We start from the raw sequence: 24,998 nt of genomic DNA on the forward strand, positions 1-24,998 counted from the left end.
CATGGCGCGCATTACCGCATCCGTCTATACCTCGCACGTGCCGGCCATCGGGGCCGCATTTGATCTCGGCAAGGACCAGGACGCCTACTGGCAGCCGCTGTTCGCCGGCTATGAATACTCGAAGCGCTGGATGGGAGAAAACCGGCCCGACGTGGTCTTCCTGGTCTACAACGACCACGCCACGGCCTTCAGCCTCGACATGATCCCGACCTTCGCGATCGGCACCGCCGCCAGTTACGGCATCGCCGACGAGGGCTGGGGCCCGCGTCCCGTGCCGCAGGTTGAAGGGCATCCGGAGCTGGCCGCCCACATCGCCCATAGCGTGATCCAGGAAGATTTCGATCTCACCATCGTCAACCGCATGGAAGTCGACCACGGGCTGAGCGTCCCACTATCGCTCATGTGCGGCCAGCCGCAAGCCTGGCCCTTCAAGGTCATTCCCTTCGCCGTCAACGTGGTGCAGTACCCGGTACCGTCGGGCCGCCGCTGCTTCGAGCTGGGCAAGGCGATCCGCCGCGCCGTCGAATCCTTCGATGGCAACCTGAAGGTGCAGATCTGGGGCACCGGCGGCATGAGCCACCAGCTGCAGGGCGCGCGCGCGGGCCTGATCAACCGCGAATGGGACAATGCCTTCCTCGACAAGCTGATCGCCGACCCGGCCGCCGCAGCAGCCATCCCGCACATCGACTACGTCCGCGAAGCCGGCTCGGAAGGCATCGAACTGGTGATGTGGCTGATCGCGCGCGGCGCCATGGCTGATGTGGCCGGGGGGCCGGCCCCCATCCTCCAGCACCGCTTTTACCATGTGCCGGCGTCGAATACCGCGGTCGGCCACCTGATTATGGAGAACCCAGCATGAAGACCATCAAGGTCGCCCTGGCCGGCGCCGGCGCGTTCGGCATCAAGCACCTGGACGCCATCGCCCAGATCGACGGCGTGGAAGTCGTGTCGCTCATCAGCCGCGACCTCGCCAAGACCCGGGCGGTCGCCGACAAATACCGCATCGCCCACGTGACGACGAATCTCGACGAGGCCCTGGCGCTCCCGGAGGTCGATGCCGTCATCCTGTGCACGCCGACCCAGATGCACGCGGCCCAGGCCATCGCTTGCATGAAGGCGGGCAAGCACGTGCAGGTGGAGATTCCCCTGTGCGACGCCTTCCGCGACGGCGAGGAAGTCGTGCGGGTCCAGAAAGAAACCGGCCTGGTCGCCATGTGCGGCCACACGCGCCGCTTCAATCCAAGCCATCAGTGGGTGCACAAGCGCATCGAAGCGGGCGAACTGAAGATCCAGCAGATGGACGTCCAGACCTACTTCTTCCGCCGCACAAACATGAACGCGCTGGGCCAGCCGCGCAGCTGGACTGACCACCTGCTTTGGCACCATGCCGCGCACACGGTCGACCTGTTCGCCTACCAGTGCGGCAGTCCGGTCGTGAAGGCCAATGCGATCCAGGGGCCGATTCACCCCGAGTTGGGCATCGCCATGGACATGTCGATCCAGCTGAAAGCGGCGAACGGCGCCATCTGCACGCTGTCACTGTCGTTCAACAACGACGGCCCGCTGGGCACCTTCTTCCGCTACATCGGCGACACGGGCACCTACATCGCCCGCTATGATGACCTGGTCAATGGCAAGGAAGAAAAGATCGACGTGTCGCATGTGGACGTGTCGATGAACGGGATCGAGCTGCAGGACCGCGAGTTTTTCGCAGCCATCCGCGAAGGCCGCGAACCGAATGCCAGCGTGGCCCAGGTGCTGCCGTGCTACGGGGTCCTGCACCAGCTGGAACAGCAGCTGAACGAAGCATGATGCAGCAGCGCAAGCTCGGCGGCTTCCAGGTCGGCGCGATCGGTCTGGGATGCATGAACCTGTCGCATGCCTATGGCCGTCCGCCAACGCCGGAGGAGGGCGCGCGCGTGCTGCTGCGCGCGCTCTACCTGGGCGTCACGCACTTCGACACGGCGGCGCTGTACGGCTTCGGCGCTAACGAGAGGCTGGTGGGTGAGGTGCTGGGGCCTTACCGCAACCGCATCACCCTGGCCAGCAAGTGCGGCGTGCAGGGCATCGCGGGCGCCGACGGCGTCAAGCGGCGCGTTATCGACGGCCGCCCGGAGACGATCCGGCAGACCTGCGAGGACGCGTTGCGCCGCCTGCGTACCGACGTGATCGACCTGTACTACCTGCACCGTTGGGACAAGGCAGTACCGATCGAGGAGAGCGTCGGTGCATTGGCCGATCTCGTTAGGGAAGGGAAGATCCGCGCAATCGGCCTTTCCGAGGTCCGTGCCGCCACCCTCCGGCGCGCGCATGCCGTGCACCCTATCGCCGCAGTGCAGTCGGAATATTCCTTGTGGACGCGCCATCCGGAGTTGGGCGTGCTGGAGGCCTGCCGCGAGATCGGTGCCACGCTCGTCGCCTTCAGCCCCTTGGGGCGCGGCTTCCTGGCCGGCGCCATCCCGGACACCGCCGCCGCCGAGGCCCTGCCGCAGTCTGACCTGCGGCGCGGCATGCCACGCTTCCTGGGTGTGGACCTGGAGGCCAACCTGGGGTGGCTGCCCGCGTACACGTCGCTGGCGAGGGAAGCGGATTGCACTCCGGCCCAGCTGGCGCTGGCTTGGCTGCTGCACAAGGCGCCGCATGTGCTGCCGATTCCCGGCACGACGCGCGTTGACCACCTCGAAGAAAACATAGCCGCGCTCGGCGTGGAGCCAGATGCTGGCCTGATGGCGCGATTGGAGATTCTCGTCAACGAGCAGACCGTTTCCGGACCGCGCTATCCACAGGCGACGCAAGCTGAAATCGATACGGAAACCTACACTTCAGGTTTCTAAGTGCTGCTGACCCATTTGGGTGGCTGGAGTGCGGTCACCCTGCCTGAGGTGATGAAACGGCGGGACGCCGCCGGTGTCCGATACGTGACGCTGGGGCAGGCGCAAGCTGATCCAGCCTATGCCAAACCCGGCGGTGGCAGTATGATCACGCGCGTAGCGCGAGAGCGGGGCATTAGCCTGTCTGGTAATAGGGCACCTCGAGGGCTGCGTTTCGATCCTAAGGCGCTCTGTTACTGAGGAGAGCTGTCTCGACAGTCGCTAACAAGCTTAGTCGCAGGCGTCTTCAGGAGCGTCAAAAGGAGGTTGTAGTGCAACTAAATGATTGTGTTGACGAGATACGGCCTGCAAAGCCGTCTGGACGGGTTCGACTCCCGTCCTCGCCTCCACTCTCCCTGCAGGTCGGCCATCTCGTGCTGATCTGCGCCTGAAACCCAGGATCCGACAAGACATCGCAGGGCGCCGGCGGGAAGCAGGCAATCATGCTTTATCCCCGCTCAGCACGACGCAATTCCGTCCCGCTTCCTTGGCCCGGTACAAGGCGACGTCGGCCAGCTGCATCAAGGCGTCCGGATCGCCGGCGTCCTGTGCCGCCTGGATCGCGACCCCGATGCTGATCGTCACCCGTCCCGTGCTCGCGTCGGCATGGGCGATGTCGAGCGCTTCGATGGCGCCGCGCAGCGATTCGCCGATATAGCATGCCTGTCCCGCGCCGGTATTCGGCAGTACGATCGAAAATTCCTCGCCGCCATAACGCGCCGCCAGGTCGCCGGTGCGGCGCGTGCCGGCCGCCAGCGCATGCGCGACGCGGATCAGGCAGGCGTCGCCGGCCTGGTGGCCGTAGCGATCGTTGAATTTCTTGAAGTAGTCGACGTCGAGCATGATCAGGGCGAGCGGTTGGCCGGCGCGGGCGGCGCGGGCGGATTCGCCGCGCAGATACTCGTCGAAACGGCGCCGATTGGCCAGGCCCGTCAGGCCGTCGGTGATGGACAGCGTCGCCAGCTTGCGGTTGGCCTCTTCCAGTTGCGCAGTGCGTTCGGCCACGCGCTGCTCCAGGCTGTCGTGCAGCTTTGCGCTGGCGATCGAGATCATGGCCTGTGCCCCGAGCATGCGCAGGAACTCCACACGCTCGTCGGTGAACGAGGCTTCGGTCAGGCGGTTTTCAAAATACAGGACGCCGTCGATGCTGCCCCCGTGCCGCACCGGCAGGCACATGACGGAACGCGGCCTGAATTTCCTCACGTAGGGATCGGCGGCGAAGCGCGAGCCCGCCGCAATATCGTCCTCGATGACCTCGACGCCGGTACGGATGACGTAGCGCAGCAGCGATAGCGGGAATTGCGGATCGCTATCGGCCTCGAGATCGATTCGGCGGGATTGCAGGACCGTGATGGCATCGCCATCGATATCCGCCTCCAGCCGGTAAGCGCCGTCGGACAGCAGCAGCAGGCGCGCCCCCTGTGCCCCGGCGTTTTCGCGCGCGACGGCAATCAGGCGTTGCAGGACCTTGCGCAGGCCGACTTCGTTCGCCACGGCCTGCGTCGCCTTGAGCAGCGAGGCCAGGTCGAGTGCGGCAGTGCGCCGCGTCTGCGTGCCGGCGTGCGATTGCATGGCGTCCGCGTCCGCCTTTGCCAGCAAGGCGCCATGGCGATCGCGCAGCTGCGTCACCTTGCCTTCTGCCCCCCACTGGGCGTAACACGCGATGGCGTCCTTGATGAACACCGCCGCCACCCGCGGCAGGTCCTGGTCGATCCAGCATTCGCCGCACAGCTCGTTTGCCAGGGCCTGGACGTTGACGTAAGCAGCCTGGCCGGCGGCGTCGATCGCCCGCTGATAGCAGCGGGTGGCCAGGGCCGGGTCCTGGCGGTAGCGTGCCATCTCCGCCTGCACCAGCGCGTGTCGGGCGTCGATATTGTCGGGACCATGTTCGGCCCACCTGGCGAGGCTGTCCTGCACGGCTTCGATCCGGGCCAGTACTTCTTCTGCATCGGCACGCGCGCGGTCGCGCCGCAAGGCGCGGATCCATATCAGCGCCGCGTAAAAACTGGTCTCGGGCACCTTGGCCTGGCCGCGCATCATCCGGGTGACGATCTCGAGCTGGCCGGCCAGGGCTTGCGCATCGTCGCTGTCGAACAGATACGCGTTGCGGATCTTCCCCTGGAGGTAGTAAGCATGAAACAGCTTCGAGCCGGCGTATTGCTCGAGGAAGGCGGCCTCGCTGAAGCTCGCGTCGTCGTAGCTGTCGCTGCGCGGGGTCAGGCCCATCAGGCATTTGATGGGCTGGATCACTGCGCCCACGCAGCAATCGGCCATCGACTGCTGTCCGTTGGCGCGCATCAGCGCCAGGTCGCGGCTGGTGGCGTGCATCAGGTCCGGCAGGTAATCGCCCAGGATGATTCGCTCGGTCGCGCGCACCGCCGCCACCACGCCGACCTGCACGAAATCGCCGAGTTCCAGTGCCCAGCCGAAAGCTTCCTCGTACAGCGCGTCGGAGATGCGCAGCGGCCGCGTCCAGTGGCTGACCAAGGCCGCGAACATCAAGGCCGTCTGGGTGCGCGTCTGCAGGTTGGCACGGCCCCTGGCCAGCGCCAGCGCCATTGCGCCGAAGCGGTGGCTGCGCGCGTGGTCGCCGTCCTGCAGCGCCAGGATGGACGCGTAGGCAACATAAGCGACGGCGCTGAAATCGCTGGTGCCCTGCAGCGTGGACAGGCGCGTCATCAGCAGCACCATCAGCTGGCACAGCTCCTGCTGGCCGGCGTAGTAAGCCGCCATCCACAGGGCATGCATCATCTGCAGCGCCGCCACTGCGCCCGGATCGACCATGTCGCCCGCCTCCAGCAGCTCGCTGGCGACCAGCTCGGGCGCGCGCGTGCCGTGCAGGCGCACGATGTCGGCAAGGATGTCGTCGAAGCGCGCGCGCTGTTGCGCGGCGTCGTGCGGAATGTCGAAGCCCAGCAGCGCCAATCCGTCGCGCAGCACGGTGATGGCGTCGTGCAGGCGGCCCTGCAACTGGTACTGATGCGCCTGTACGGTGATGCTGCGCGCCTGCAGCAGCGGAGCCGGACTGCGTGCCCGTAGCAGCGGGTAGATCGCCTCTGCGGCCTCGAACCGGCCGCACAGGTAGGCCGCTTCGGCCATGCCCAGTTGCAGGTCGTGCCAGAGTCCGGCGTGACTTTGCCATGCATCCGGCGGCAGCAGGTCGAGACCGATGCGCATGTGCTCGAAGGTAGCCATGAAGGCTGCCGAACGGCGTGCCTTGGCGCCGGCGCGCCGGTTCAGCTCCGCCAGCTGTATGCGTTCGGCGGCGTCGACGATCAGTGCGCGGCTGGCGTTGAGCTGTTCCACGACTTCGAACACCCGCTCGTCCTGCCTTTCCTGTGGCGTGTGCCGGATCAGGAGCCGGCCGATGCGCAGGTGGTTCATTGCGCGCGTGTCGGCATCCACGCTCAGATATGCGGCTTGCTGCACGCGGTCGTGCAGGAAGCGGTAGCCGACCGCGCTTTCGCCCGCATCGACGTCGACGTATTTGTAGCTGCCGTCGAGTGGCTGGATCAGCCCCGCGTCGAGCGCCGGCCACAGGGCCTGTTGCGTTTCCCAGGGACTGCTCTCGACGACCAGTGCGAGCATGTCGAGGGCGAAGCGGCTGCCGATCGACCCAGCCAGCTGCAGCAGGCGCTGCGTCGCGGCGGGCAGGCGGCGGATCTTGTCGACCAGCAGTTCGACGACGTTGTCGGTGTAGCCGGCCTGCCTGATCGCGTCCAGGTCCCCCTCCCAGCAATCATGGTCGGCGCGGTAGTGCAGGTGGCCGGCGTCGTGGATCGAGCCCAGGAACTGGTTCAGAAAAAACGGGTTGCCGCCGGTCTTGTCGAAGCACAGCCGGGTCAGGGCGGCGCAATCCGCCGGCGCCACGCGCATGGCGTCCGAGACGATGCGCCCCACCTGTGTCTCGCTCAGGTTGCCCAGCACCAGCGTGGACAGGGGCAGGCCGCCCGCGAGCAGGCTGTCGCGCAGCGCCATCAAGGGATGCAGGGCGTCGACCTCGTTGTCGCGATAGGCGCCGATGAGCAGCAGGTGGCCCTTGTCGCGCGATGCCATGAGCAGCTCGATCATGCGCAGGGTGGCCGTATCGGCCCACTGCAGGTCGTCGAGGAACAACACCAGCGGACGATCGGCGGACGCGAACACGTCGACGAAGCGGGGAAACACACGGTTCAGGCGGAGCTGGGCCTGTTCCGGCGTCATCGCGGGCAGCGCTTCGACGGGGCCGACGATGAGCGCCAGCTCGGGAATCAGCTCGACCATGACGCCCAAGCCGCTACCCAGGGCGGTGCGCAGCCTGGCGGCCCATCGCCGCATTGCCGCTTCGGGCTCGCAGAGCAGCTGGCGCAGCAGTTCCTGGAAAGCCTGGATCAGCGACGCGTACGGCAGGTCGCGCCGGAACTGGTCGGACTTGCCGGCCACGAAGCAGCCGCGCCGTGCGACGATCGGCTTGTGCACTTCGTTGACCACCGCCGACTTGCCGATGCCAGAATAGCCGGCCACCCACAGCATCGTGCGCTGCCCGGCGGCGCTGCGCTCGAACGCCTCCAGCAGGGCGGCGACCGCATCCTCGCGCCCGTGCAGGGCCTGCGGGACCATGAAGCGGCCATTGTGGCCGGATAGCCCGCGCCCCTGCACCGGCGACGGCGCGCGGCAGGATTCGAGGTCGCCGCGCAGTCCCTGCAGGCTCTGGTAGCGCAGCTCGGCATTCTTCTCGAGCAGCCGCTGGACGATCGCCAGCAAGCGGCCGGGCAGCCCGTCGAAGGCCGGATGCGAGCAATCGGGTGCGCGCGCAATGTGACAATGGACCAGCTCCATCTCGTCCTCTACCGCGAATGGCGGCTGGCCGGCGAGGAGTTCGTAGAAGGTCGCGCCCAGCGCATAGAAGTCGGCACGGTAGTCGACCCGCCGGTTCATCCGCCCGGTCTGTTCCGGCGCCATGTAGCGCAGCGTGCCTTCCAGTGCTGCGGGATCGACGATGCCCTGGTTCTCGTGCGGGAGCTCGCTGGCAATGCCGAAATCGATCAGCTGGAGCAGGCGCCGCTCGGCATTCCATACCAGGTTGGAGGGGTTGATGTCCTTGTGGATCACGCCCTGCCGGTGCACTTCCTCGAGCGCTGCGCACAGTTGCAGGGCGATCTCGAGGAAATCGTCCAGCGGCAGGCCGGGCTGCGCGCGTGCCTCGCCGCTTGCCGTGTGCGCACGCAGCAGCTTGTCGAGCGACAGGCCGCCGATATCCTCGTGCACCATGGTCCAGCGCCCGCGGTGCAGCTGCAGCCCGAGCGGGCGCACCACGCCCGGATGGCGGCAGCGGCGCGCGATCGCGTATTCGCGCTTGAACTGCGCCAGTTGCTCGAAGGAGGGGGCTGCTTGCCTGGGCAGCTTGACGATGAGTGTGGCGCCATCGGCGGCGCGGGCACGGTAGACCAGCGAGCGGGCACTTTCGTGCAGATGTTCGATGATCTCGTGATCGAAAAACGTGCTCATGGGCTGGACTTGCAATGTGCCGAGGGCAGATGAAAGGGAAAATCGGATTCGCCACATTACCTACTGGCAATTATTATAGCAAACGTGGGTGCGCTCACGCTTGGTACAGCATGGTCGACGAACCGGCAGCCGGATAGCGCTGCGCGCGCCGCAGTAATGTGATCCGCGTCCAAGGCTGCAGCGCGACATTCATGCTGATCGCCCTGGGTAAACAAAGATGGCATTGACGCCGCCCAATACCGAATCTGGCCCGTGGCCTAGAATTGGTCCTGGCGAGGTAGCAAAGAGGTTATGCAGCGGCCTGCAACGCCGCCAAGACAGGTTCGATTCCTGTCCTCGCCTCCAGAACCCAGGAATCCAGCCCGCATCGGGCTGGTTCATCCCTCACCCAGACCCCCATCTAGCCCCTCATCTAGACCACCGCGGCGCCGAACGACTCGGGCCGTCGCGCCAGCAGTTGCGACAGCCGCTGCAGGGCCGCCTGCAGGCGGGCGCGGTCCCGGGTGCTGCCCAGGGATATCCGGATCGCGTTTACCGAAGCAGCGCCGGTGGCGAAAGCCTCGGCCGGCGTCACCGCGATGCCCTCGCGGTCGGCCGCATGCGCCAGCTGGGACGGGTTCCAATACGCCGGCAACGCGAGCCAGACATGCAGCCCGTCTCCAGTGCCGCTGTAGCGGCCGGCGAGAATATCGCGCGCCATCCGGTGGCGCAGGCGCGCTTCCCTGCGCACGCCTTCCATCAATGCGCCGGCCGAACCGTCGAGGATCCACTGCGTGGCCAGCGCTGCGCTCAAGGGCGCGGCCATCAGCGCGAACGATCGCAGCGCGACCAGGAAGCGTTCCCGTTCCTGCGGATCGCGGACCAGCACGAAAGCGACGCGCAGGCCGGGCGTCAGGCATTTCGACAGGGTCGAGACGTAGTAGACCTGTTCCGGAGCAAACGTGGCGATGGGCGGCGGTGGGGCGTCGGCCAGGAGCCAGTACGGGTCGTCTTCGACGATGCGCACATTGCAGCGCCTCGCGACGGCGGCAAGTTCCTTGCGGCGGCGTTCCGGGAAGGTGACCGCGGTCGGGTTCTGCAGCGTCGGATTGAGGTAGACCAGTCCGGGCTGGTGCGCGCGGCAGGCTTGCTCGAGCAACTCGGGCAGCATCCCGTGCTGGTCCGCGCCGACGGCAACGACGCGCCGGCCGAACTGGCTTGCCGCGGTACGCAAGCCGGGATAGCTCGCCGGCTCGGCCAGGATGACGTCGCCGGGCTCGGTCAGCGCAAGGATCAAGGCGGCGATCGCTGCTTGCGCACCCGGACAGACCAGGACCTGTCCGGCATCGAGCTGCCCGAACATCGGTGCGAGCCATCTGGCGCCCGCCTTGCGGTCGGAATCGCTGCCCCCTCCCAGCTGGTAGGTCATCAGCAAGGCATTGTCCGCCCGCATCAGCACCTGGGCCAGGCCCTGTTTCAACATGTCGTCGAAGTCCACGCCATCCGGCGGCGGCGGGGTATTCATGCTCAGGTCGAGCACCGGGCTCAACTCGACTTTTGGCGCCGCGACATAGGTGCCGCGCGCACCGCGGCCCTCCAGCAGGTGGCGGCGCCTGGCTTCGTCATAGGCGCGGGTGACCGTCGTCAGGTCGACGTCCAGCTGGGCGGCCAAGCGGCGCTGCGGCGGCAGGCGGTCGCCCGGTTTCAGCGATCCGTCTGCCACTGCCGACTGCAAGGCATCCGCAATCTGCAGGAAACGCGGCCCGCCGTGCACGGCCAGGCGCGGCAACCAGATCGGCAGGTCAGCATCTTGGTTGGTTTTCAACTGGGACATTTTGTCTCAATGTATGGAAATTGCTTCGAAGTAGAATGCCTTGGAACGCGCAGCAACGCCATCCTTGCATGGCAGCTGCGGGCTTGCCTCCTCTCTCATCTGCATTGGTTCAACATTATGGATTGGTTTCCTATCGTCGCTGGTACGTTCAAGGTTCTCGCCTTGTGCACGGGCATGTTCTTCGCCATCAAGTGGCATTACGACCAGGGGAAGAAGGGGAAGCAGATGGACAGGCGCGCCCTGCTGGGAGCGGCCGGCAAGGTGGTCGCCATCTTCGTGCTGTCGCTGCTGGGACTGGGGCTCCTGACCTTCTACCTGGTCAGGAGGCTCGGCCTGGACATGGCCCTTCCATGATGGCCGCACGGCTTGCCTGTCCGCATGGAAAAGCCGGCTTCATACCGCTGTGATATGGTCGGGTCGCGTGTCGTGCGCCGATCCCGGCCATGGCGCCGGCTTGCACGGCGGACCAGCCATCCGCGCATGGTGCGCGCGATGGCGATGGATGCGGCCAAGGATGGCGTGCGGGTGAATGCGGTCAATCCGAGCTTTACGGCGACGGGCATGACCGAGGACATGCTGAGCGACCCGGAACTGGTCGCCAGGTTCAGGGAGCGCATGCCGCTCGGCGCGCCGGAAGATGCGGATGGCGTTGCGGCAGCGATGGCCTTCCTGGCCAGCGAGGACGCGCGCCTGATTACCGGCGTCAACCTGCCGGTGGATGCCGGCCTGACGGCCTAGAACGGCCAGCCGCACCAATAAGCACCGCTCCCGCGCCTCACTCGTCGTGGAACTCGTCGGCGTTCGCAAACAGGCTCCAGGCCGCGATGAACAGCGCCGCGATCACGGGACCGATCACGAAGCCGTTCAGGCCGAACAGCGCCATGCCGCCGATGGTGGACAGCAGCACCAGGTAGTCCGGCAGCTTGGTGTCCTTGCCGACCAGGATCGGGCGCAGCAGATTGTCGACCAGCCCGATCACCAGCACGCCGTAGAGGGCCAGGATGGCGCCTTGCCAGACCGCGCCGGTGAACAGGAAGTAGGCCGCCACCGGACCCCAGATGATGGCCGCGCCGACCGCCGGCAGCAGCGACAGGAAGGCCATCACCACGCCCCACAGCACCGGTCCCGGCACGTCCAGGAACCAGAAGATCAGGCCGCCCAGCGCGCCCTGCGCGACCGCCACCAGCACGTTGCCTTTCACGGTGGCGCGGATCACGGTGACGAAATTGTCGAACAAAGGCTTCTTGTAGTGTGAGCTCAGCGGCACCGCGCGCTTGATGCGCGCCGCGATGCGGCGGCCGTCGCGGAACAGGAAGAACAGCAGGTACAGCATGACGGTCACGCTGACCAGGAAATCGAGCGCATTGCGTCCGATGTTGAGGGTGTAGCGCGCCGCCAGCTGGCTGGCCTGGGCGATGCCGGCGCTGAGCTTGTCCTGCAGGGTGTCCATGATGGTCGACTCGTAGCGGTCGAACAGCGCGCCGGCCCAGCGCGGCAGGCCGGCCACCGCGCGCTTGAGCAGGGCGTCGAAGTCGAGCTGGCCGCCGCTGATCATGGCGTACAGGCCAAGCGCCTGGTCGACCAGCGCCGCAGCGATCAGGGTCACCGGCAGGATCACCATCAGGATGATCAGCATCAGGGTGACCAGGGCCGCGACGTTCTGGCGCTGGCCGAAGGCGGCGAACAGGCGGGCGTGCAGCGGGGCGAACACGATCGCCAGCACCACGCCCCAGAACACGGCGCCCGAGAAAGGCAGCAGGATCCACAGGAAGGCCAGGGTCACCAGGGCCAGCAGGACCAGGAAGGAGTTTTGCGTCAGGGTGAATTGTTTCATCGATAGTGAGGAGTAAAGGTCACTGGATCTTGATGATACTCTATCAATATTGGGAACCCGAACTTCCGCGCCGCTGCCCGGCCATTGCTGCAAAGGCCAGACTCCGCGATAATCCCTGCTGCTGTTTCGAGCCGCACGCAAACCCGATCCTTCCCTAGCACCCCGGCCGGTCGCATCGTCGATCGGCGCCCAACCGATGAAAAATCCGATGCCTACCCTGAAGCCGATGTCGTTCGCCTTGCTGGCCGCGCTCCTCGCCACCCCGGCCGCCCACGCCGCCGATCCTGCCGCGGCCGCGCCGAGCGCGGCGCCGGCCCGGATCGGCGTCGCCTCCTTCAACCTGGCCTGGGCCGGTTCGCAGCAGGATTTCGATCGCCAGAACGCGGTCTGCAAGACCGTGTCCTGGTGCGACACGCGTCCGCGCCGCCAGCCGGGGCAGGCGTCCATCACCGACGAGGCGGTGCAGGTGGCGCGCCAGTGCGTGGCCGATACCGAACGCCTGGCGGGCGGGCGCGCGCAGGCCGCCATGATGGCGCCGTGTAACGCCTACCAGGGCCGCGGCGCGCCGGTGGCGCTGACGAGTAGCGACTACGCCGCCAAGCTGGCCGGCCTGCAGGCCACCATCGACAGGCTGATCGAGACCGAAGGGGTGCGCGTGCTGGCCTTCCAGGAAGTGCGGTCGGCCGAAGTGGTCAAGCAGCTGCTCGGACGCCATGCCGCGCGCTTCGGCGTGTGCGACGCGCCGCACGACGGCTTCCAGACCCTGGCCTTCGCCTGGGACCGTGGCCTGGGCCAGGACGGCCGCTGCAGCGTGGACACCGGCATGGCGGTGGTCGACAACCCGGCCGATCCGGACGCGCGCAAGGTCCGTCCGGGCCTGGCGCTCGAACTGAAGGTGGCCGGCCGCCCGATCAGCTTCCTGAACGTGCACCTGAAGTCCGGCTGCGCCAACATCGTGCCGACGCCGGTGTACCAGGCGCGCCTGCTCGACGATCCGGCGCCGGCCTGCCAGGTCCTGAACCGCCAGGTCGCCCCGCTCGAGCGCTGGCTCGACGGCGTGGCCAAGCGCAGCCCCGACTACGTGCTGCTGGGCGATTTCAACCGCCGCATCGACGAAGAGGCGGCGGCGGGCATCCGCCCGGAACAGGTGCGCGCGGACGGCAGCAATCCGGCCGGCGTGCCGGCCCAGGACAAGGACGGCAAGGTGGCCACGCGCTACCTGTGGCAGGAGCTGAACGACGGCGGCAGGTCGCTGCAGCAGGTGCTCCTGACCGGCGTCGAGGCGGGCTGCAAGGGCTTCTCGGGCCTGGATCACATCGTGCTCAGCGGCGCACTGGCGGCGCGCCAGCCGGCCGATCTCGGCTCGCGCAAGACGGCGGTGGTGCGGGCGCCGGACCAGCGCATCGACACCAGCGATCACTGCCCGCGCAGTGTCACGCTGAGCTTCTGACGCACGGGGGACGGACGGGGCAGGGCCCGCGCGGGCGGCGTTCAAGGTCCTTGTTGATAGTAATCTATCAATAATGGATAATGCCGAGCTTTCCGCTCCGCAACTTCCTCTATGCCGAAACCCCTCAGCTCGACCGTCCTGCTGGCGCTGGTCGCGATGCCCGCCTGGGCCCAGACCGCCGTTCCCGCCACAGACCCGGCGGCAAAGGCGGCCGTTTCCGACGCCAAGCCCGGCCAGCGCGAAGCGCAGGGCCGCAGCGACGAAAACGCCGTGCGCCAGGCCGAGGATGCCTTCGGCACCAGCGTCGGACGCGAGTCGATCGGCCTGTACAACTCGTCGAGCGTGCGCGGTTTCTCGCCGGTCGCGGCGGGCAATGCGCGTATCGAAGGCCTGTACTTCGACCAGGTGTGGGGCCTGAGCTCGCGCATCCGGCGCTCCACCAACATCCGGGTCGGCATCTCGGCCCAGGGCTATCCCTTCCCGGCGCCCACCGGCATCGTCGACTACAGCTTCCGCAAGCCGGGCGAGCAGGCCAGGCTTGCCGTGGTGACGGGCGGCGACAGCTACGGCGCGGCCTATGCCGAGGCCGATGCCGAACTGCCGCTGCTCGGGCGCAGCCTGAGCCTGGGCGTCGGCGCCGCCGGCGGCACCAACGAATACCCCAACGGCACCGACGCGCGCTTTCGCAATGCCGCCCTGAGCCTGCGCTGGCAACCGGTGGCGGCGCTCGAGATCGTCCCGTTCTGGCACCGCGCCGAAACCTACGACGACGAAAAGGCGCCGAGCTACCTGCCCGAAGGCGGCAAGCTGCCGCCGCGGATTGCGCGGCGCCGCTTCCTGGGACCCGCGTGGGCCGACTACCGCAGCACCATGACCAACGCCGGCAGCCTGGCCACCTGGCAGGCCGGGGCGCACTGGGTGCTGCGCGCCGGCCTGTTCCGTTCGACGGTGGCCGACCACCAGGCCTTCACCCACCTCCTGACCGGCGTGACGCCGGACGGCCGCGCCAACCGGCGGCTGATCGCCGATCCCCCGGCGCAGAACGCGTCCACCAGCGGCGAGCTGCGCGCGACGCGCACGCTCGCCGAAGGCCCGCGCCTGCATCAGGTGCACCTGAGCGTGCGCGGGCGCGACCGCCAGCGCCGCTACGACGGCTCGCAGGTGTTCGACCTGGGGCGCACCACGGTCGACGCGCCCTACGAGGCGCCGCCGCCGGCCTTCGTGTTCGGCGAGCAGACCCGCGACCGCACCCGCCAGTGGACCGGCGGCCTGGCCTACGACGGGCGCTGGCGCAATGTGGGCGAGCTCGGCTTCAGCCTGCAGAAAACCGACTACCGCAAGCGCCTGCACAAGCCCGGCCTGCCGCTGGCCACCGCCGCGGACAAGCCGTGGCTGTACAACGTGTCGACGGCAGTCACCGTCACGCCGAATCTGGCGGTGTTCGGCAGCTTCACGCGCGGACTGGAAGAAAGCGGCGTTGCGCCGAGCAATGCGCTCAACCGCAACGAACTGCTGCCGGCGATCCGCACCACGCAGGGCGACCTCGGCCTGCGCTATGCCGTGGGCCCGGGCGTGAAGCTGGTCGCGACCGTGTTCGAGCTGCGCAAGCCGTATTTCAATTTCGATGCCGCCAACCGCTACGCCCAGCTGGGGGACGTGCAGAACCGCGGCCTCGAGCTGTCGCTGGCGGGCGCCCTGGGTCCGCGCCTGAACGTCGTGGCCGGCGCGGTCCTGTCGCGCCCGCGCGCCACCGGCGAGGGGGTGCGGCTGGGCAGGGTGGGCGCACGTCCGGTCGGCATGAGCCCGCGCAGCGTCGAACTCAACCTGGACTGGCGCACGCCCTGGGTCGAGGGCCTGTCGCTCGACCTGACGGCCTCGCACAGCGGCGCCGTCACCGCCACCGTCGACAACCGGGTCGCCCTTCCGGCGCGCACGCTGGCTGCGCTGAGCGGCCGCTACCGCTTCAAGCTTGCCGGGCGTCCGGCATCGCTGCGGGTGGCGGTGAGCAACCTGTTCGACACCTATGGCCTGGAACTGCGCGGAGCAGGGGCCTATGACGTCATCAATGGCCGGCTCGCCTCGGCCTACCTGTCGGTCGACTTCTAGACCAGGCAGCTTCCGGACAGAAGCAGGCCGGCGCAAGCCGGCCTTCTTTTTGCCCGTCCATCCAATGCAGCAGCGGCTCCACAGGCGCCTGGCGTGCTGTGTCTCATCCCCCCTTTCTTACCAAATCGCAACAATCTCGTGATCGGAGAACCGCGTTGTTCCTGCGCGGTTTCGTTTCGCGTAAATATTTGTTGCAATAAAGTGGCCGGACCAATTTATAATGCGGTCATATCAATTCTTAGAAAGCCGCTCTGGAGAGCCAGGAATTGAAGGTGAGGTACGCAGCTTTTCCAGCATGGTGGCCTGACCAGTTAGTAGTTTGGTCATATCAATTCTTACAAAAACATAGGAGACGTGAATGCACCAGTACTTTGTTCCGACCCCTCGCCGTGCGCAGCTCGCCAGCGCGGTCAGCCTGGCCCTGTTCCAGCTGACGGCGCAGGCGCAAGCCCAGGCCCCGGCCACTCCTGACGCGCCGCAGGTCAGCACCGCGCCGCAGGCCGTGGTCGTGACCGGCTCGCTGATCCGCCGCGTCGACGACGAGGGCACGACGCCCGTCACCACCGTCAAGGCGCAGGAACTGGAAGCGCGCGGCCATACCGAACTGAAGGACTTCGTGCTGGAACAGCCGCAGTCGCTCTCGCTCGGCACCAACTCGGGCGCGGCCGGTCCCGTGACCAACCTGCGTGGCCTCGGCCCGATGCGCACGCTGTCGCTGCTGAACGGCCGCCGCCTGGCGAACGAGCCGCTGCAAGACCAGTACGTCTCGGTCAACGTGATTCCGCGCATGGCGCTCGACCGCGTCGAGACCCTGAACGGCGGCGGCGCCTCGATCTATGGCGCCGACGCGATCGGCGGGGTGCAGAACTACTGGACCAAGCGCGGCTACACCGGCGCTTCGGTGAAGGCGGAATATGCGCGTCCGGAGCTGAGCGGCGGCGGCACCACCAAGAGCATCGGCGCGATCGCCGGCTGGGGCAAGCTGAACGAAGACGGCTGGAACGCCTACATCGCGGTCGACCACCAGAAGAAGGATGCGCTGTTCCAGGGCGACCGTCCGGAGCAGCACGACCCGGCCGTGCTGCGCACGCTGGGCCTGGGCATCACGCCGGACGCGCGCAACCCGAACCCGCTGGCCAACTTCGGCTTCGCCCGCAATGCCAACTCCAACTTCAACCCCAACTTCGCCAGCGGCTGCGCCTCGCCTTGGTCGCTGCCGACCCTCGGCAACGCCAGCCTGAACAATCCGCCGACCTATGCGCCGGGCTGCAGCCGCAACCCGCTGTTCTGGACCGCCGTCACCGACGGCAGCGAGATCACCACGGTCGCCGGCCGCGCCAGCTGGAACATCGCCGGCGGCCACAAGATCGACCTCGACGTGCTGCACTCCGAGTTCACCGTGCAGAAGTTCCGCGGCATGCAGGTGGCGGGGTCGAACCAGCCCTTCACCACCTATTCGCTGGCATCGACCAGCCGCTTCTATCCGGGCAAGGGCATTACCCCGCTGCCGAAGGTCGTCGGCAGCAATACCGGCGCCAACACCCCGGTCATGTACATCGATCCGGCCAAGACGCCCGGCGCGGTCAGTGACCTGAACATGAACAACCGCGCGATCTACTTCCAGTGGGGCCCGGGCGAACTCGGACCGGCCTACCGCAACGACGAGCAGCACAACGACCGCATCGTGCTGTCGGCCGAGGGCGAAGTGATGGGCTGGGACTACCGCGCCGGCCTGAATTACGGCCAGTCGAAGCGCGACACCCGCGTGGGCGAAGGCTACATCCTGTACTCGAAGGCCCAGGAAGGCTTCGACAAGGGCATCCTGAACCCCTTCGGACCGCAGGACGCGGCCGGCGTCGCCTACCTGCGCAGCATCCAGGCCGAGGACTACACCTACCGCCTGAACAAGGCCTTCAACAAGAGCGTCGACCTGACCGTCACCCGCCCGGTCTGGGAACTGGGCGGCGGCGACATGATCCTGGCGCTGTCCGCCGAACTGCGCGAAGACTCGGCGCGCACCTTCAACGCGCCGCTCGACTACGTGCTGAAGAAGGCTGACGGCAGCTACGCGATCGATGCCTCGGGCAACGTGACCCAGACCGACCTGGTGGGCGAAGTGCCGCAGGGCGTGGCCAAGAAGCTCAAGCGCCAGATCTCGTCCTTGGTGCTGGAAGTCGATGCCCCGATCACCAGGAGCTTCCTGCTCAACGGTTCGGTGCGCGCCGACCATTACGACGACCTGAAGCAGACCACGGTGAATCCGGCGCTGGCGGCCCGCTGGCAGCCGATGCAGCAGATGGTGCTGCGCGGTTCGGTGTCGAGCGGCTTCCGTGCGCCGTCGATCATGGACATCCAGAATCCGACCCCGGAAGTACGCACCCAGGTGATGGACGACCCGGTCCTGTGCCGCAGTACCCAGCCGCTGGTGGCCGGCACCGGCACCCCGTCGCCGGGCTATACCGCCGACCAGGTCTGCAACGTCCAGACCACCTATTGGACCAAGTCGCCGAACAACACCCACCTGAAGCCCGAGAAATCGCGCGGCTTCAACCTGGGCATCGGCCTGGAGCCGATCAAGAACCTTTCGCTGACCGTCGACTACTGGGGCTTGAAACTGCGTGACGTGCTGGGCGCGGTCTCGATCGCCGAAATCCAGCAGAACCCGGCGAAGTACGAGAGCTTCATCAACCGCCGCGCCGACGGCACCATCGACTACATCATCGCCAGCCAGGCCAACCGCGGCCAGACCCGCATCCGCGGCGCCGACTTCTCGGGCAGCTACCGCTTCCCGACGACCAGCATCGGCAGCTTCGATGCGAAGCTGGACGCCACCTGGTACCACAAGTACGAGTTCCAGAGCGAGCGCGGCGGCCCATGGATGAGCAACGTCGGCATCATCACCAACGACGGCCGCTACGGCAGCGCCGGTCCGAACTCGGGCCTGGCCGGCATGCCGCAGGTGAACCCGCGCTGGAAGTACACCGCCGCGGTCACCTACAGCACCGGCGACTGGAAGGCGACCCTGTCGCAGCGCTTCAACACCGCGCTGACCGACCTGACCCCGCGTGCCGGCTCGACCCTGACCGAGGTGGAATCGTACAGCCAGTTCAACCTGAACGTGCGCTACACGGGCATCAGGAACACCACCGTGTCGCTGGGCGTGAACAACATCACGGAAGAGTGGCCGCCGCTCACTGCCAACACCATCTACAGCGGCGGTTACCTGACCAGCCTGGCGGACATGATGGGCCGCGTGTACCGCGTGTCGGTCGAGTACAAGTTCTAAGCCGACAGGTGGTGTGCGCAGGGGTTTCCCTGCGCACGAGCGGCCGCGTGCAGCAGTGCCGCGCGCGGCCGCTTACTGCAGCAGTGCGGGCGTACGGGCGACCTTGAACTGGCCGACCAGGCGCGACAGCCCGTCTGCCTGCTCCTGCAAGGCGCCGGCGGCGGCGGCCGCTTCCTCGACCAGGGCCGCGTTCTGCTGCGTGAAGCCGTCCATGTGCGTCACCGCCCGATTGGTCTGCTCGATGCCGGCGCTCTGTTCGAGGCTGGCGACCGAGATTTCGCCGATGATTCCGGTGACACGGCCCACGCTGTCGACCAGGTCGCGCATGGTGTTGCCGGCCTGTGCAACCAGCTCGGTGCCGGACGCGACCTTTTCCACCGAGTCGTCGATGAGCGTCTTGATCTCCTTGGCGGCGGCGGCGGCGCGTTGCGCCAGGTTGCGGACCTCGGAAGCGACGACCGCGAACCCGCGCCCCTGCTCGCCGGCCCGCGCCGCTTCCACGGCCGCATTGAGTGCAAGGATGTTGGTCTGGAACGCGATGCCGTCGATGACGGCGATGATGTCGACGATCCGTCGTGCCGAGGCATTGATCGTTTCCATCGTGTCGACGACCTGGCCAACCAGGGAACCGCCTTGCTGCGCGATCGCGGAGGCCGACAGGGCGAGCTGCTTGGCCTGCTGCGCATTGTCCGCGTTCTGCCGCACCGTGGACGTGAGTTCTACCATCGACGATGCGGTTTCCTCGAGCGCGGCCGCCTGTTCGTTGGTGCGCGACGACAGGTCCATGTTGCCCATCGCGATCTGGGTGGCGGCCGACGCGATGACGTGGGTGCCCTGCTGGACTTCGCCGACGATCTTGACCAGGCTGCCGTTCATGTCCCGTAGCGCCGCCATCAGTTCACCGGTTTCGTCCCGGCTGGCGACCTCGATGCGGGCGCTGAGGTCGCCGGCGGCGACCGTACGTGCCACCTCCACGGCCCGGCCGAGCGGAGCGGTGATCGAGCGGGTGATCCACATGGCCATGCAGACGGCGGCGGCGACCGACACCAGCAAGACCGTCGCGATGATCTGTTCCGCAGTGTCGAAGCTGGCCTGCAGGTGCGTGACCGCCTCCCTGGTCTGCGCATTCTCTTCCTCGATCAGGGCATACATCTCGGCAAACCAGCGGTCCTGCGGCGCCTGCACCGAATTGCGCAGGAAACGCGTGGCTTCGGCGGCCTGGCCGGCGTCGACCATGGAAAACACCTGGTTGAAGAGCGGGCGCACGCTGTCGCGGAGCTGCGCCAGCGGTCCAAGGCGCTGGCGCTCCCGATCGGTCCTGGCGAGCCGCTCGAGTTCCGCGAACGCGCGGTCGAACTCCTGGCGCGCCTCGGCCACGCGTTCCCTCTGCAGCGTGCGCATGGCTTCGTCCTCGTACAGCAGGTAATTGCGGACTGCACGGGCGACGATGTTGAGATCGTCGATCATGCTGTTGAGCAGGGTGGTCTTGCGATCATTATGCTCCACGATCTGCGTGATATCCCGGTCGGCCCGGGTGAGCGAAGCCCAGCCCGTGAAGGCGGTAACGCAGATCAAGATAATGATGGATGCAAAGGCGCAAGCCAGGCGCGCACCAATTTTCAGGTTCTTGAATGCCACAGGTATGTCTCCTTACAAAAACAACGCGCTTCTCCAATATGGTAAAAATTGCCTAAAATGATAATAAATGATAATCTGCTTTCAATCTAGAAAGATGTTGAAACGACAAAATGCCTTTCAGCAATAACACCGTGTTTTGCACGACCCGCGAGGCCGCCCAGTTGCTTGGCGTGTCGCTCAGGACTGCCCAGTTGTGGGTCGAGAGCGGCTTGCTCGAGGCCTGGAAGACGGATGGCGGACATCGGCGCATTGCGCGCACCTCGGTCGAAAAGCTGCTTGCCGAGAAACCCGGCGCAGCTGCTGCACCCGCTGCGGAGCAGGGGCAGGCGCGCGTGCGCATCCTGGTCGTCGAGGACGACAATGTGCTGCTCAAGCTGTACAAGATGCGCATCGCATCCTGGCAGCTGCCGGTCAGCCTGGCCGTGGCCGGAAACGGCTACGAAGGCCTGCTACGGATCGGGCGCGAGACGCCCGACCTCCTGATCCTGGACTTGCACATGCCCGGCATGGATGGCTTCCGGATGTTGCAGACGCTGGCGTATTCGCCATTTCGTGAAGGCATGGAAATTGTCGTGGTCACCGGCCTGAGTCCCGAGGAAATTGCGGAGCGCGGCGGCGTGCCCCAGGGGATTGCCGTCCTGCCGAAGCCGGTGCCCTTCGGGCAGATCCGCGCCATGGTCGAGACCCTGCTGGCGAAGATGGAGCAAGTCGAATGCCTGAGCTGAGCCCATCCTTGCCGGCGAATGCGCCGAGCGTGCTGGTGGTCGACGACCACGTGGCCTTGCGCCGCCTCGTCGGGCTGGCCTTGCGCCGCCAGTACCGCGTGCGCGAAGCCGGCGATGCCGCCGAAGCGCTGGCGGCGATCGCCGCCGAGCGGCCCGACGTGATCATCCTCGACGTCATGATGCCGGGTGAAACCGATGGATTCGCACTGTGCCGGCGCATCAAGGCCCTGCCCGGGATGCAAGCCGTGCATATCGTCATGGTCACCGCGCGCGGGCAGCAGAACGATATCGCGCTGGGCAGCGCGGCGGGCGCCGATGCCTACTTCGTCAAGCCGTTCAGCCCGCTCGCACTGCTGACGCACCTGGACACGGCGTGCAGGGGAAGGGAGAAAACATGATGGTCGCTCCAGCAGTACACGGCGCCGAGGGCGATCGCCTGCCCGAGGCGACCTGGGACGAGGGCGGGGCCGCGGCAGCCCTGGCGGAGCAGGTCGAGCGCTTCGCCGAGGAATTCTCGGCGGTCGTTGCCGAGCTGTGGGCCCTGCGCAAGCGGGAGTCCTGGAGCAATCCCGAGCGCGCAATGGCATCGCGCCTGCGCGACAGCTTCGACAGCATGTTGCGTAGCCTGGGCAGTTTCGGTTTCTTCGTGCTCGACCAGGCCGGCCGAATCACCCACGCGACCGGCCAGTCGGAAAAGCTGTTCGGACTGCCTGTCGCCGCGCTGACGGGCAAGCCGCTCTCATCTTTCGTGCAGGTATCCGGCGACCGATGCATCGACATGGAACTGCAGGATTTGCTGGCTGGGATGGCCGGCCGTGTCGACCGGTTGCCGGTGCAGGCGCGCAGCGGACCGCATGCGCAGCTGATCCTGCATGCGCTGCGCGGGGATCATCCCTCGCCGGAAGCGATGTACTGCCTGCTGCGTCCTGCAGACCCCAGCGAGATCGAGCGCCCGGTCCAGCACATGCTGCTGGCGGACGTCTTCGCCGGCAGCAACGACGCATGGATGGTGGTGGACGGCATGCGCCGGATCCTGGCCGTCAACACCGGCTTTACCGCGGTGACCGGCTACGAGCCCTTCGAGGTCATCGGCAAGACACCGAAGGTCATCGGTTCGGGCCGGCATGACGCTGGCTATTATGCGCGGCTGTCGGAAGCGCTCGACACCACCGGCGAATGGCAGGGCGAGATCTGCAACCGCCGCCGCAACGGCGAATTGTACGAAGAGTGGTTGCATATCAGCGCCTATCGCGATGGCGCCGGCCGGACCTGCGGCTACGTGGCGCTGTTCTACGACCTGGTGTTCGCGCGCAAGGCCTACGAACGCATCGATTACCTGGTGCATACCGACGCCTTGACCAAGCTGCCCAACCGCGCCCTGTTCCTCGACCGCCTGGCGCAGGCGGTCAAGCGCGGGCGCGAGGCCGGGCGGCCATTCGGCATCCTCGCATTCGACATCGACCACTTCAGTGAAATCAACGATACCCTCGGCCACGATGCGGGCGACCGCGTGCTGTCGGTCGTCGCCGCTTCCCTCGACCGGCTGGCCGACGAGCGCATGATGGTGGCCCGCCTCGGTGGCGACGAGTTCGTCGTGCTGGCCGAAGACGGCGAGGTGGGCAGCCTCGAAGGCCTGGCCGCCCAGTTGCGCGGACTGCTGGAGCTGCCGGTGCTGCAGGAGGGGCGCGACATCCACGTCACGCTCAGCGGCGGCATCGCCTATTTTCCTGCGCACGGCGAGGATGCCAGCGCGCTGCTGCGCAACGCCGAGATCGCCGTCGACATGGCCCGCGAGCGTGGCGGCGACACCACCCAGATCTACCAGGACGAGTTCAGCCGGCGTCGCCTGGAGCGGTTCTCGCTGGCCAGCGCCATGCGCCATGCGCTGGAGCGCAGGCAGTTCTCGCTGGTCTACCAGCCCCAGGTCGACAGCGTCACGCGCGCAGTGACCGGGGTCGAGGCGCTGCTGCGCTGGCGCCTGCCCGAGCAGGGCGAGGTCTCGCCGGCCCAGTTCATTCCGATCGCCGAAGAGACCGGACTGATCGTCCAGATCGGGGCCTGGGTGCTCGAGCAGGCCTGCCGCCAGCAGGCGGAATGGGTGCGCCAGGGCTTGCGGCCGATCCGCATGGCGGTCAACATCGCCGGACGCCAGCTGCGCGAACCGGGTTTCTGCAGCATGGTCGCTGCGATCGTCGAGCGCTGCGGCATCGCGCCCCGGCTGCTCGAGATCGAAGTCACGGAAAGCGAGTTGATGGGGGAAGTCGACCAGGCGGCCAGGGTACTGGTGCAGTTGGCGGCGATGGGCGTGGGCATCGCGGTCGACGATTTCGGCACCGGGCATTCCAGCCTGGCCCGCCTCCACGCGCTGTCGGTCGACCGGCTCAAGGTGGACCGCTCGTTCGTGCTGGCGATGGGCGAGGGCGGCAAGGGTGCCGCCATCCCGCGCGCCATCCTGGCACTGGCGGAATCGCTCGGACTGGCTTCGGTCGCCGAAGGCGTCGAAACCGAAGCCCAGGCCAGCCTGCTGCAGGAATGGGGTTGCGGTGAAATGCAGGGCTACCTGTTTTCCCGGCCCGTGCCCGCAGCGCAGATCGCCGCGCTGCTGCGATGAGGCGCCGCACCGCGTCATGGTTGGCATGCGCCGGCCTGCTCCCGTTCGCCCTGCCGATCCGGGCCCGGGCGCAAGCCCCGGTCACGGTGGCGCTAACGGCCGAGTTCGGCCTGTCGGGCAGCACCTCCGCCCAGGCGATCGAACTCGGCCTGCGCATGGCCCTGGCCGACATCAATGCGGCCAGCGGGGTGCTGGGCGGTCGGCCGCTGCGGCTGATCGCGCGCGACGACCGTTCGATCCCGGCGCGGGCAATACGCAACTTCCAGGAATTCCAGCAGGCGCCGGACCTGGTGGCTATCTTCGGAGGAAAATTTTCTCCGGTACTGCTTGACCTGGCGCCACTGGCCCGCCAGGCCGGCATCCCGCTGCTCGCGCCCTGGTCCTCGGCAGATGCCTTGACCGACGACGACAGCACGCCCGCCGTGACCTTCCGCCTCGCGCTCAAGGACAGCTGGGCGATCGGGGCCATGGCCCGCTACCTGGCCCGGCGGCATGCGGTGCGCACCATCGGCCTGCTGGCGCCGACCACGGCCTGGGGCAGGAGCAGTGTGGAGGCGCTGCGCCGCCTTTCCGCCGCGACCGGAGCCGCGCACCAGGTACAGTGGTACAGCTGGGGCGAGCGGACCTTGCTGCCGCACTATCTGGCCTTGCGCGGGGCGGGAGCGGACGGCCTGATCCTGGTAGGGAACGAAGGCGAAGCTGCGCGCATGCTGCGCGAGATCGCCGCGCTGCCCGCGGCCCAGAGGCTGCCGGTCGCCCTGCACGGCGGCGCCACCGGCGGCGACCTGTTCGCGATGGCCGGCCCGGCGCTCGGCCAGGTCGACGTCGCCGTCGTCCAGAGCTTTTCGTTCGGCGACAGGTCGACGCCCGCGCGCCGGCGGGTACTGGCCAGGCTGGCCGCACGGACCGAAGGCATGCCGGTCGAGCGGGTCTCGAGCGCCGGATTCGCGCAGGCCTACGACTTGATGCACCTGCTGGCCCTCGCCATCGACCGGGCCGGCAGCACCGACTGCAAGCGCATCCGCATCGCCCTCGAAAACCTGCCCGCACATACCGGTCTGGTGAAGCACTATGCCCGGCCGTTCGCGCCGGGAAGACACGATGCATTGTCGCCCGATGACATATTCATGGCCAGGTTCACGCGCGACGGCCGCCTGGCCCGGCTGAGCGAAAGATAA

Annotated in this window: 15 protein-coding genes, 1 tRNA gene and 1 pseudogene; 13 read left to right on the plus strand and 4 right to left on the minus strand. The window is 67.2% G+C overall.

The features are described 5' to 3' along the window. Nucleotide 1 precedes the first annotated feature (1 nt). From AB3347_RS20455 to AB3347_RS20465, 3 genes are read left to right on the plus strand one after another with little or no spacing between them, the layout of a single operon-like run. Nucleotides 2–859: a class III extradiol dioxygenase subunit beta gene (locus AB3347_RS20455; protein ID WP_369093557.1), complete on the plus strand. Its 858-nt coding sequence runs from the start codon at nt 2–4 to the stop codon at nt 857–859. Further along, nucleotides 856–1,812, plus strand: coding sequence for a Gfo/Idh/MocA family oxidoreductase (locus AB3347_RS20460; RefSeq protein ID WP_369093558.1), 957 nt, complete (start codon nt 856–858; stop codon nt 1,810–1,812). The genes AB3347_RS20455 and AB3347_RS20460 overlap by 4 nt, the downstream gene beginning before the upstream one ends. Beyond that, on the plus strand, nt 1,812–2,834 hold the full coding sequence (locus tag AB3347_RS20465) for an aldo/keto reductase (RefSeq protein ID WP_369093612.1): 1,023 nt from the start codon (nt 1,812–1,814) through the stop codon (nt 2,832–2,834). Before AB3347_RS20460 ends, AB3347_RS20465 begins: the two co-directional genes overlap by 1 nt. Nucleotides 2,835–3,311: 477 nt before the next feature. Here the strand turns inward: AB3347_RS20465 and AB3347_RS20470 are convergent, their stop codons facing one another. Continuing rightward, the gene (locus tag AB3347_RS20470; protein WP_369093559.1) at nt 3,312–8,357 is read right to left on the minus strand and encodes a diguanylate cyclase; all 5,046 of its coding nucleotides are present in this window, start codon (nt 8,355–8,357) and stop codon (nt 3,312–3,314) included. Nucleotides 8,358–8,628: 271 nt separating this feature from the next. Between AB3347_RS20470 and AB3347_RS20475 the strand changes: the two genes are divergently transcribed. Then, a tRNA-Cys gene (locus AB3347_RS20475) sits at nt 8,629–8,702 on the plus strand. Nucleotides 8,703–8,769: 67 nt separating this feature from the next. On the opposite strand, the gene AB3347_RS20480 is transcribed toward AB3347_RS20475, so the two are convergent. Beyond that, a complete protein-coding gene (locus AB3347_RS20480; protein WP_369093560.1) occupies nt 8,770–10,170 on the minus strand; it encodes a PLP-dependent aminotransferase family protein in 1,401 nt (466 codons plus the stop codon). Nucleotides 10,171–10,287: 117 nt separating this feature from the next. Between AB3347_RS20480 and AB3347_RS20485 the strand changes: the two genes are divergently transcribed. Both AB3347_RS20485 and AB3347_RS20490 read left to right on the plus strand, forming a co-directional pair. Beyond that, nucleotides 10,288–10,524: a hypothetical protein gene (locus tag AB3347_RS20485; RefSeq protein ID WP_369093561.1), complete on the plus strand. Its 237-nt coding sequence runs from the start codon at nt 10,288–10,290 to the stop codon at nt 10,522–10,524. 132 nt (nt 10,525–10,656) lie between these two features. Continuing rightward, a pseudogene (locus AB3347_RS20490) lies at nt 10,657–10,908 on the plus strand (SDR family NAD(P)-dependent oxidoreductase); the annotation flags it as partial. Between the two features lie 37 nt (nt 10,909–10,945). Here the strand turns inward: AB3347_RS20490 and AB3347_RS20495 are convergent. Then, nucleotides 10,946–12,004, minus strand: a complete 1,059-nt coding sequence (locus AB3347_RS20495; protein ID WP_369093562.1) for an AI-2E family transporter — start codon at nt 12,002–12,004, stop codon at nt 10,946–10,948. A gap of 208 nt (nt 12,005–12,212) precedes the next feature. On the opposite strand from AB3347_RS20495, the gene AB3347_RS20500 reads away from it, so the two are divergent. From AB3347_RS20500 to AB3347_RS20510, 3 genes are all read left to right on the plus strand, one after another. Beyond that, nucleotides 12,213–13,454: a hypothetical protein gene (locus AB3347_RS20500; protein WP_369093563.1), complete on the plus strand. Its 1,242-nt coding sequence runs from the start codon at nt 12,213–12,215 to the stop codon at nt 13,452–13,454. 111 nt (nt 13,455–13,565) lie between these two features. Next, nucleotides 13,566–15,560, plus strand: a complete 1,995-nt coding sequence (locus AB3347_RS20505; protein ID WP_369093564.1) for a TonB-dependent receptor — start codon at nt 13,566–13,568, stop codon at nt 15,558–15,560. 358 nt (nt 15,561–15,918) lie between these two features. Further along, entirely contained in the window at nt 15,919–18,846 is a 2,928-nt protein-coding gene (locus tag AB3347_RS20510) for a TonB-dependent receptor (RefSeq protein WP_369093565.1), read from the plus strand. Nucleotides 18,847–18,918: 72 nt separating this feature from the next. On the opposite strand, the gene AB3347_RS20515 is transcribed toward AB3347_RS20510, so the two are convergent. Next, nucleotides 18,919–20,484 carry a methyl-accepting chemotaxis protein gene (locus AB3347_RS20515; protein WP_369093566.1) on the minus strand — a complete coding sequence of 522 codons (1,566 nt, stop codon included), beginning with the start codon at nt 20,482–20,484 and terminating at the stop codon, nt 18,919–18,921. A 110-nt stretch (nt 20,485–20,594) separates the two neighbouring features. Between AB3347_RS20515 and AB3347_RS20520 the strand changes: the two genes are divergently transcribed. The 4 genes from AB3347_RS20520 to AB3347_RS20535 are packed head-to-tail and all read left to right on the plus strand — an operon-like array spanning nt 20,595 to nt 24,998. Then, nucleotides 20,595–21,209 (plus strand): response regulator, encoded by a 615-nt coding sequence (locus AB3347_RS20520; RefSeq protein ID WP_369093567.1) that lies wholly within the window; start codon nt 20,595–20,597, stop codon nt 21,207–21,209. Beyond that, nucleotides 21,197–21,607 (plus strand): PleD family two-component system response regulator, encoded by a 411-nt coding sequence (locus tag AB3347_RS20525; RefSeq protein WP_369093568.1) that lies wholly within the window; start codon nt 21,197–21,199, stop codon nt 21,605–21,607. Before AB3347_RS20520 ends, AB3347_RS20525 begins: the two co-directional genes overlap by 13 nt. Continuing rightward, nucleotides 21,604–23,820 carry an EAL domain-containing protein gene (locus AB3347_RS20530; RefSeq protein WP_369093569.1) on the plus strand — a complete coding sequence of 739 codons (2,217 nt, stop codon included), beginning with the start codon at nt 21,604–21,606 and terminating at the stop codon, nt 23,818–23,820. Before AB3347_RS20525 ends, AB3347_RS20530 begins: the two co-directional genes overlap by 4 nt. Then, nucleotides 23,817–24,998 (plus strand): ABC transporter substrate-binding protein, encoded by a 1,182-nt coding sequence (locus tag AB3347_RS20535; protein ID WP_369093570.1) that lies wholly within the window; start codon nt 23,817–23,819, stop codon nt 24,996–24,998. Before AB3347_RS20530 ends, AB3347_RS20535 begins: the two co-directional genes overlap by 4 nt.

This window comes from Massilia sp. X63, assembly GCF_041023745.1.
Lineage (GTDB): Bacteria > Pseudomonadota > Gammaproteobacteria > Burkholderiales > Burkholderiaceae_D > Telluria.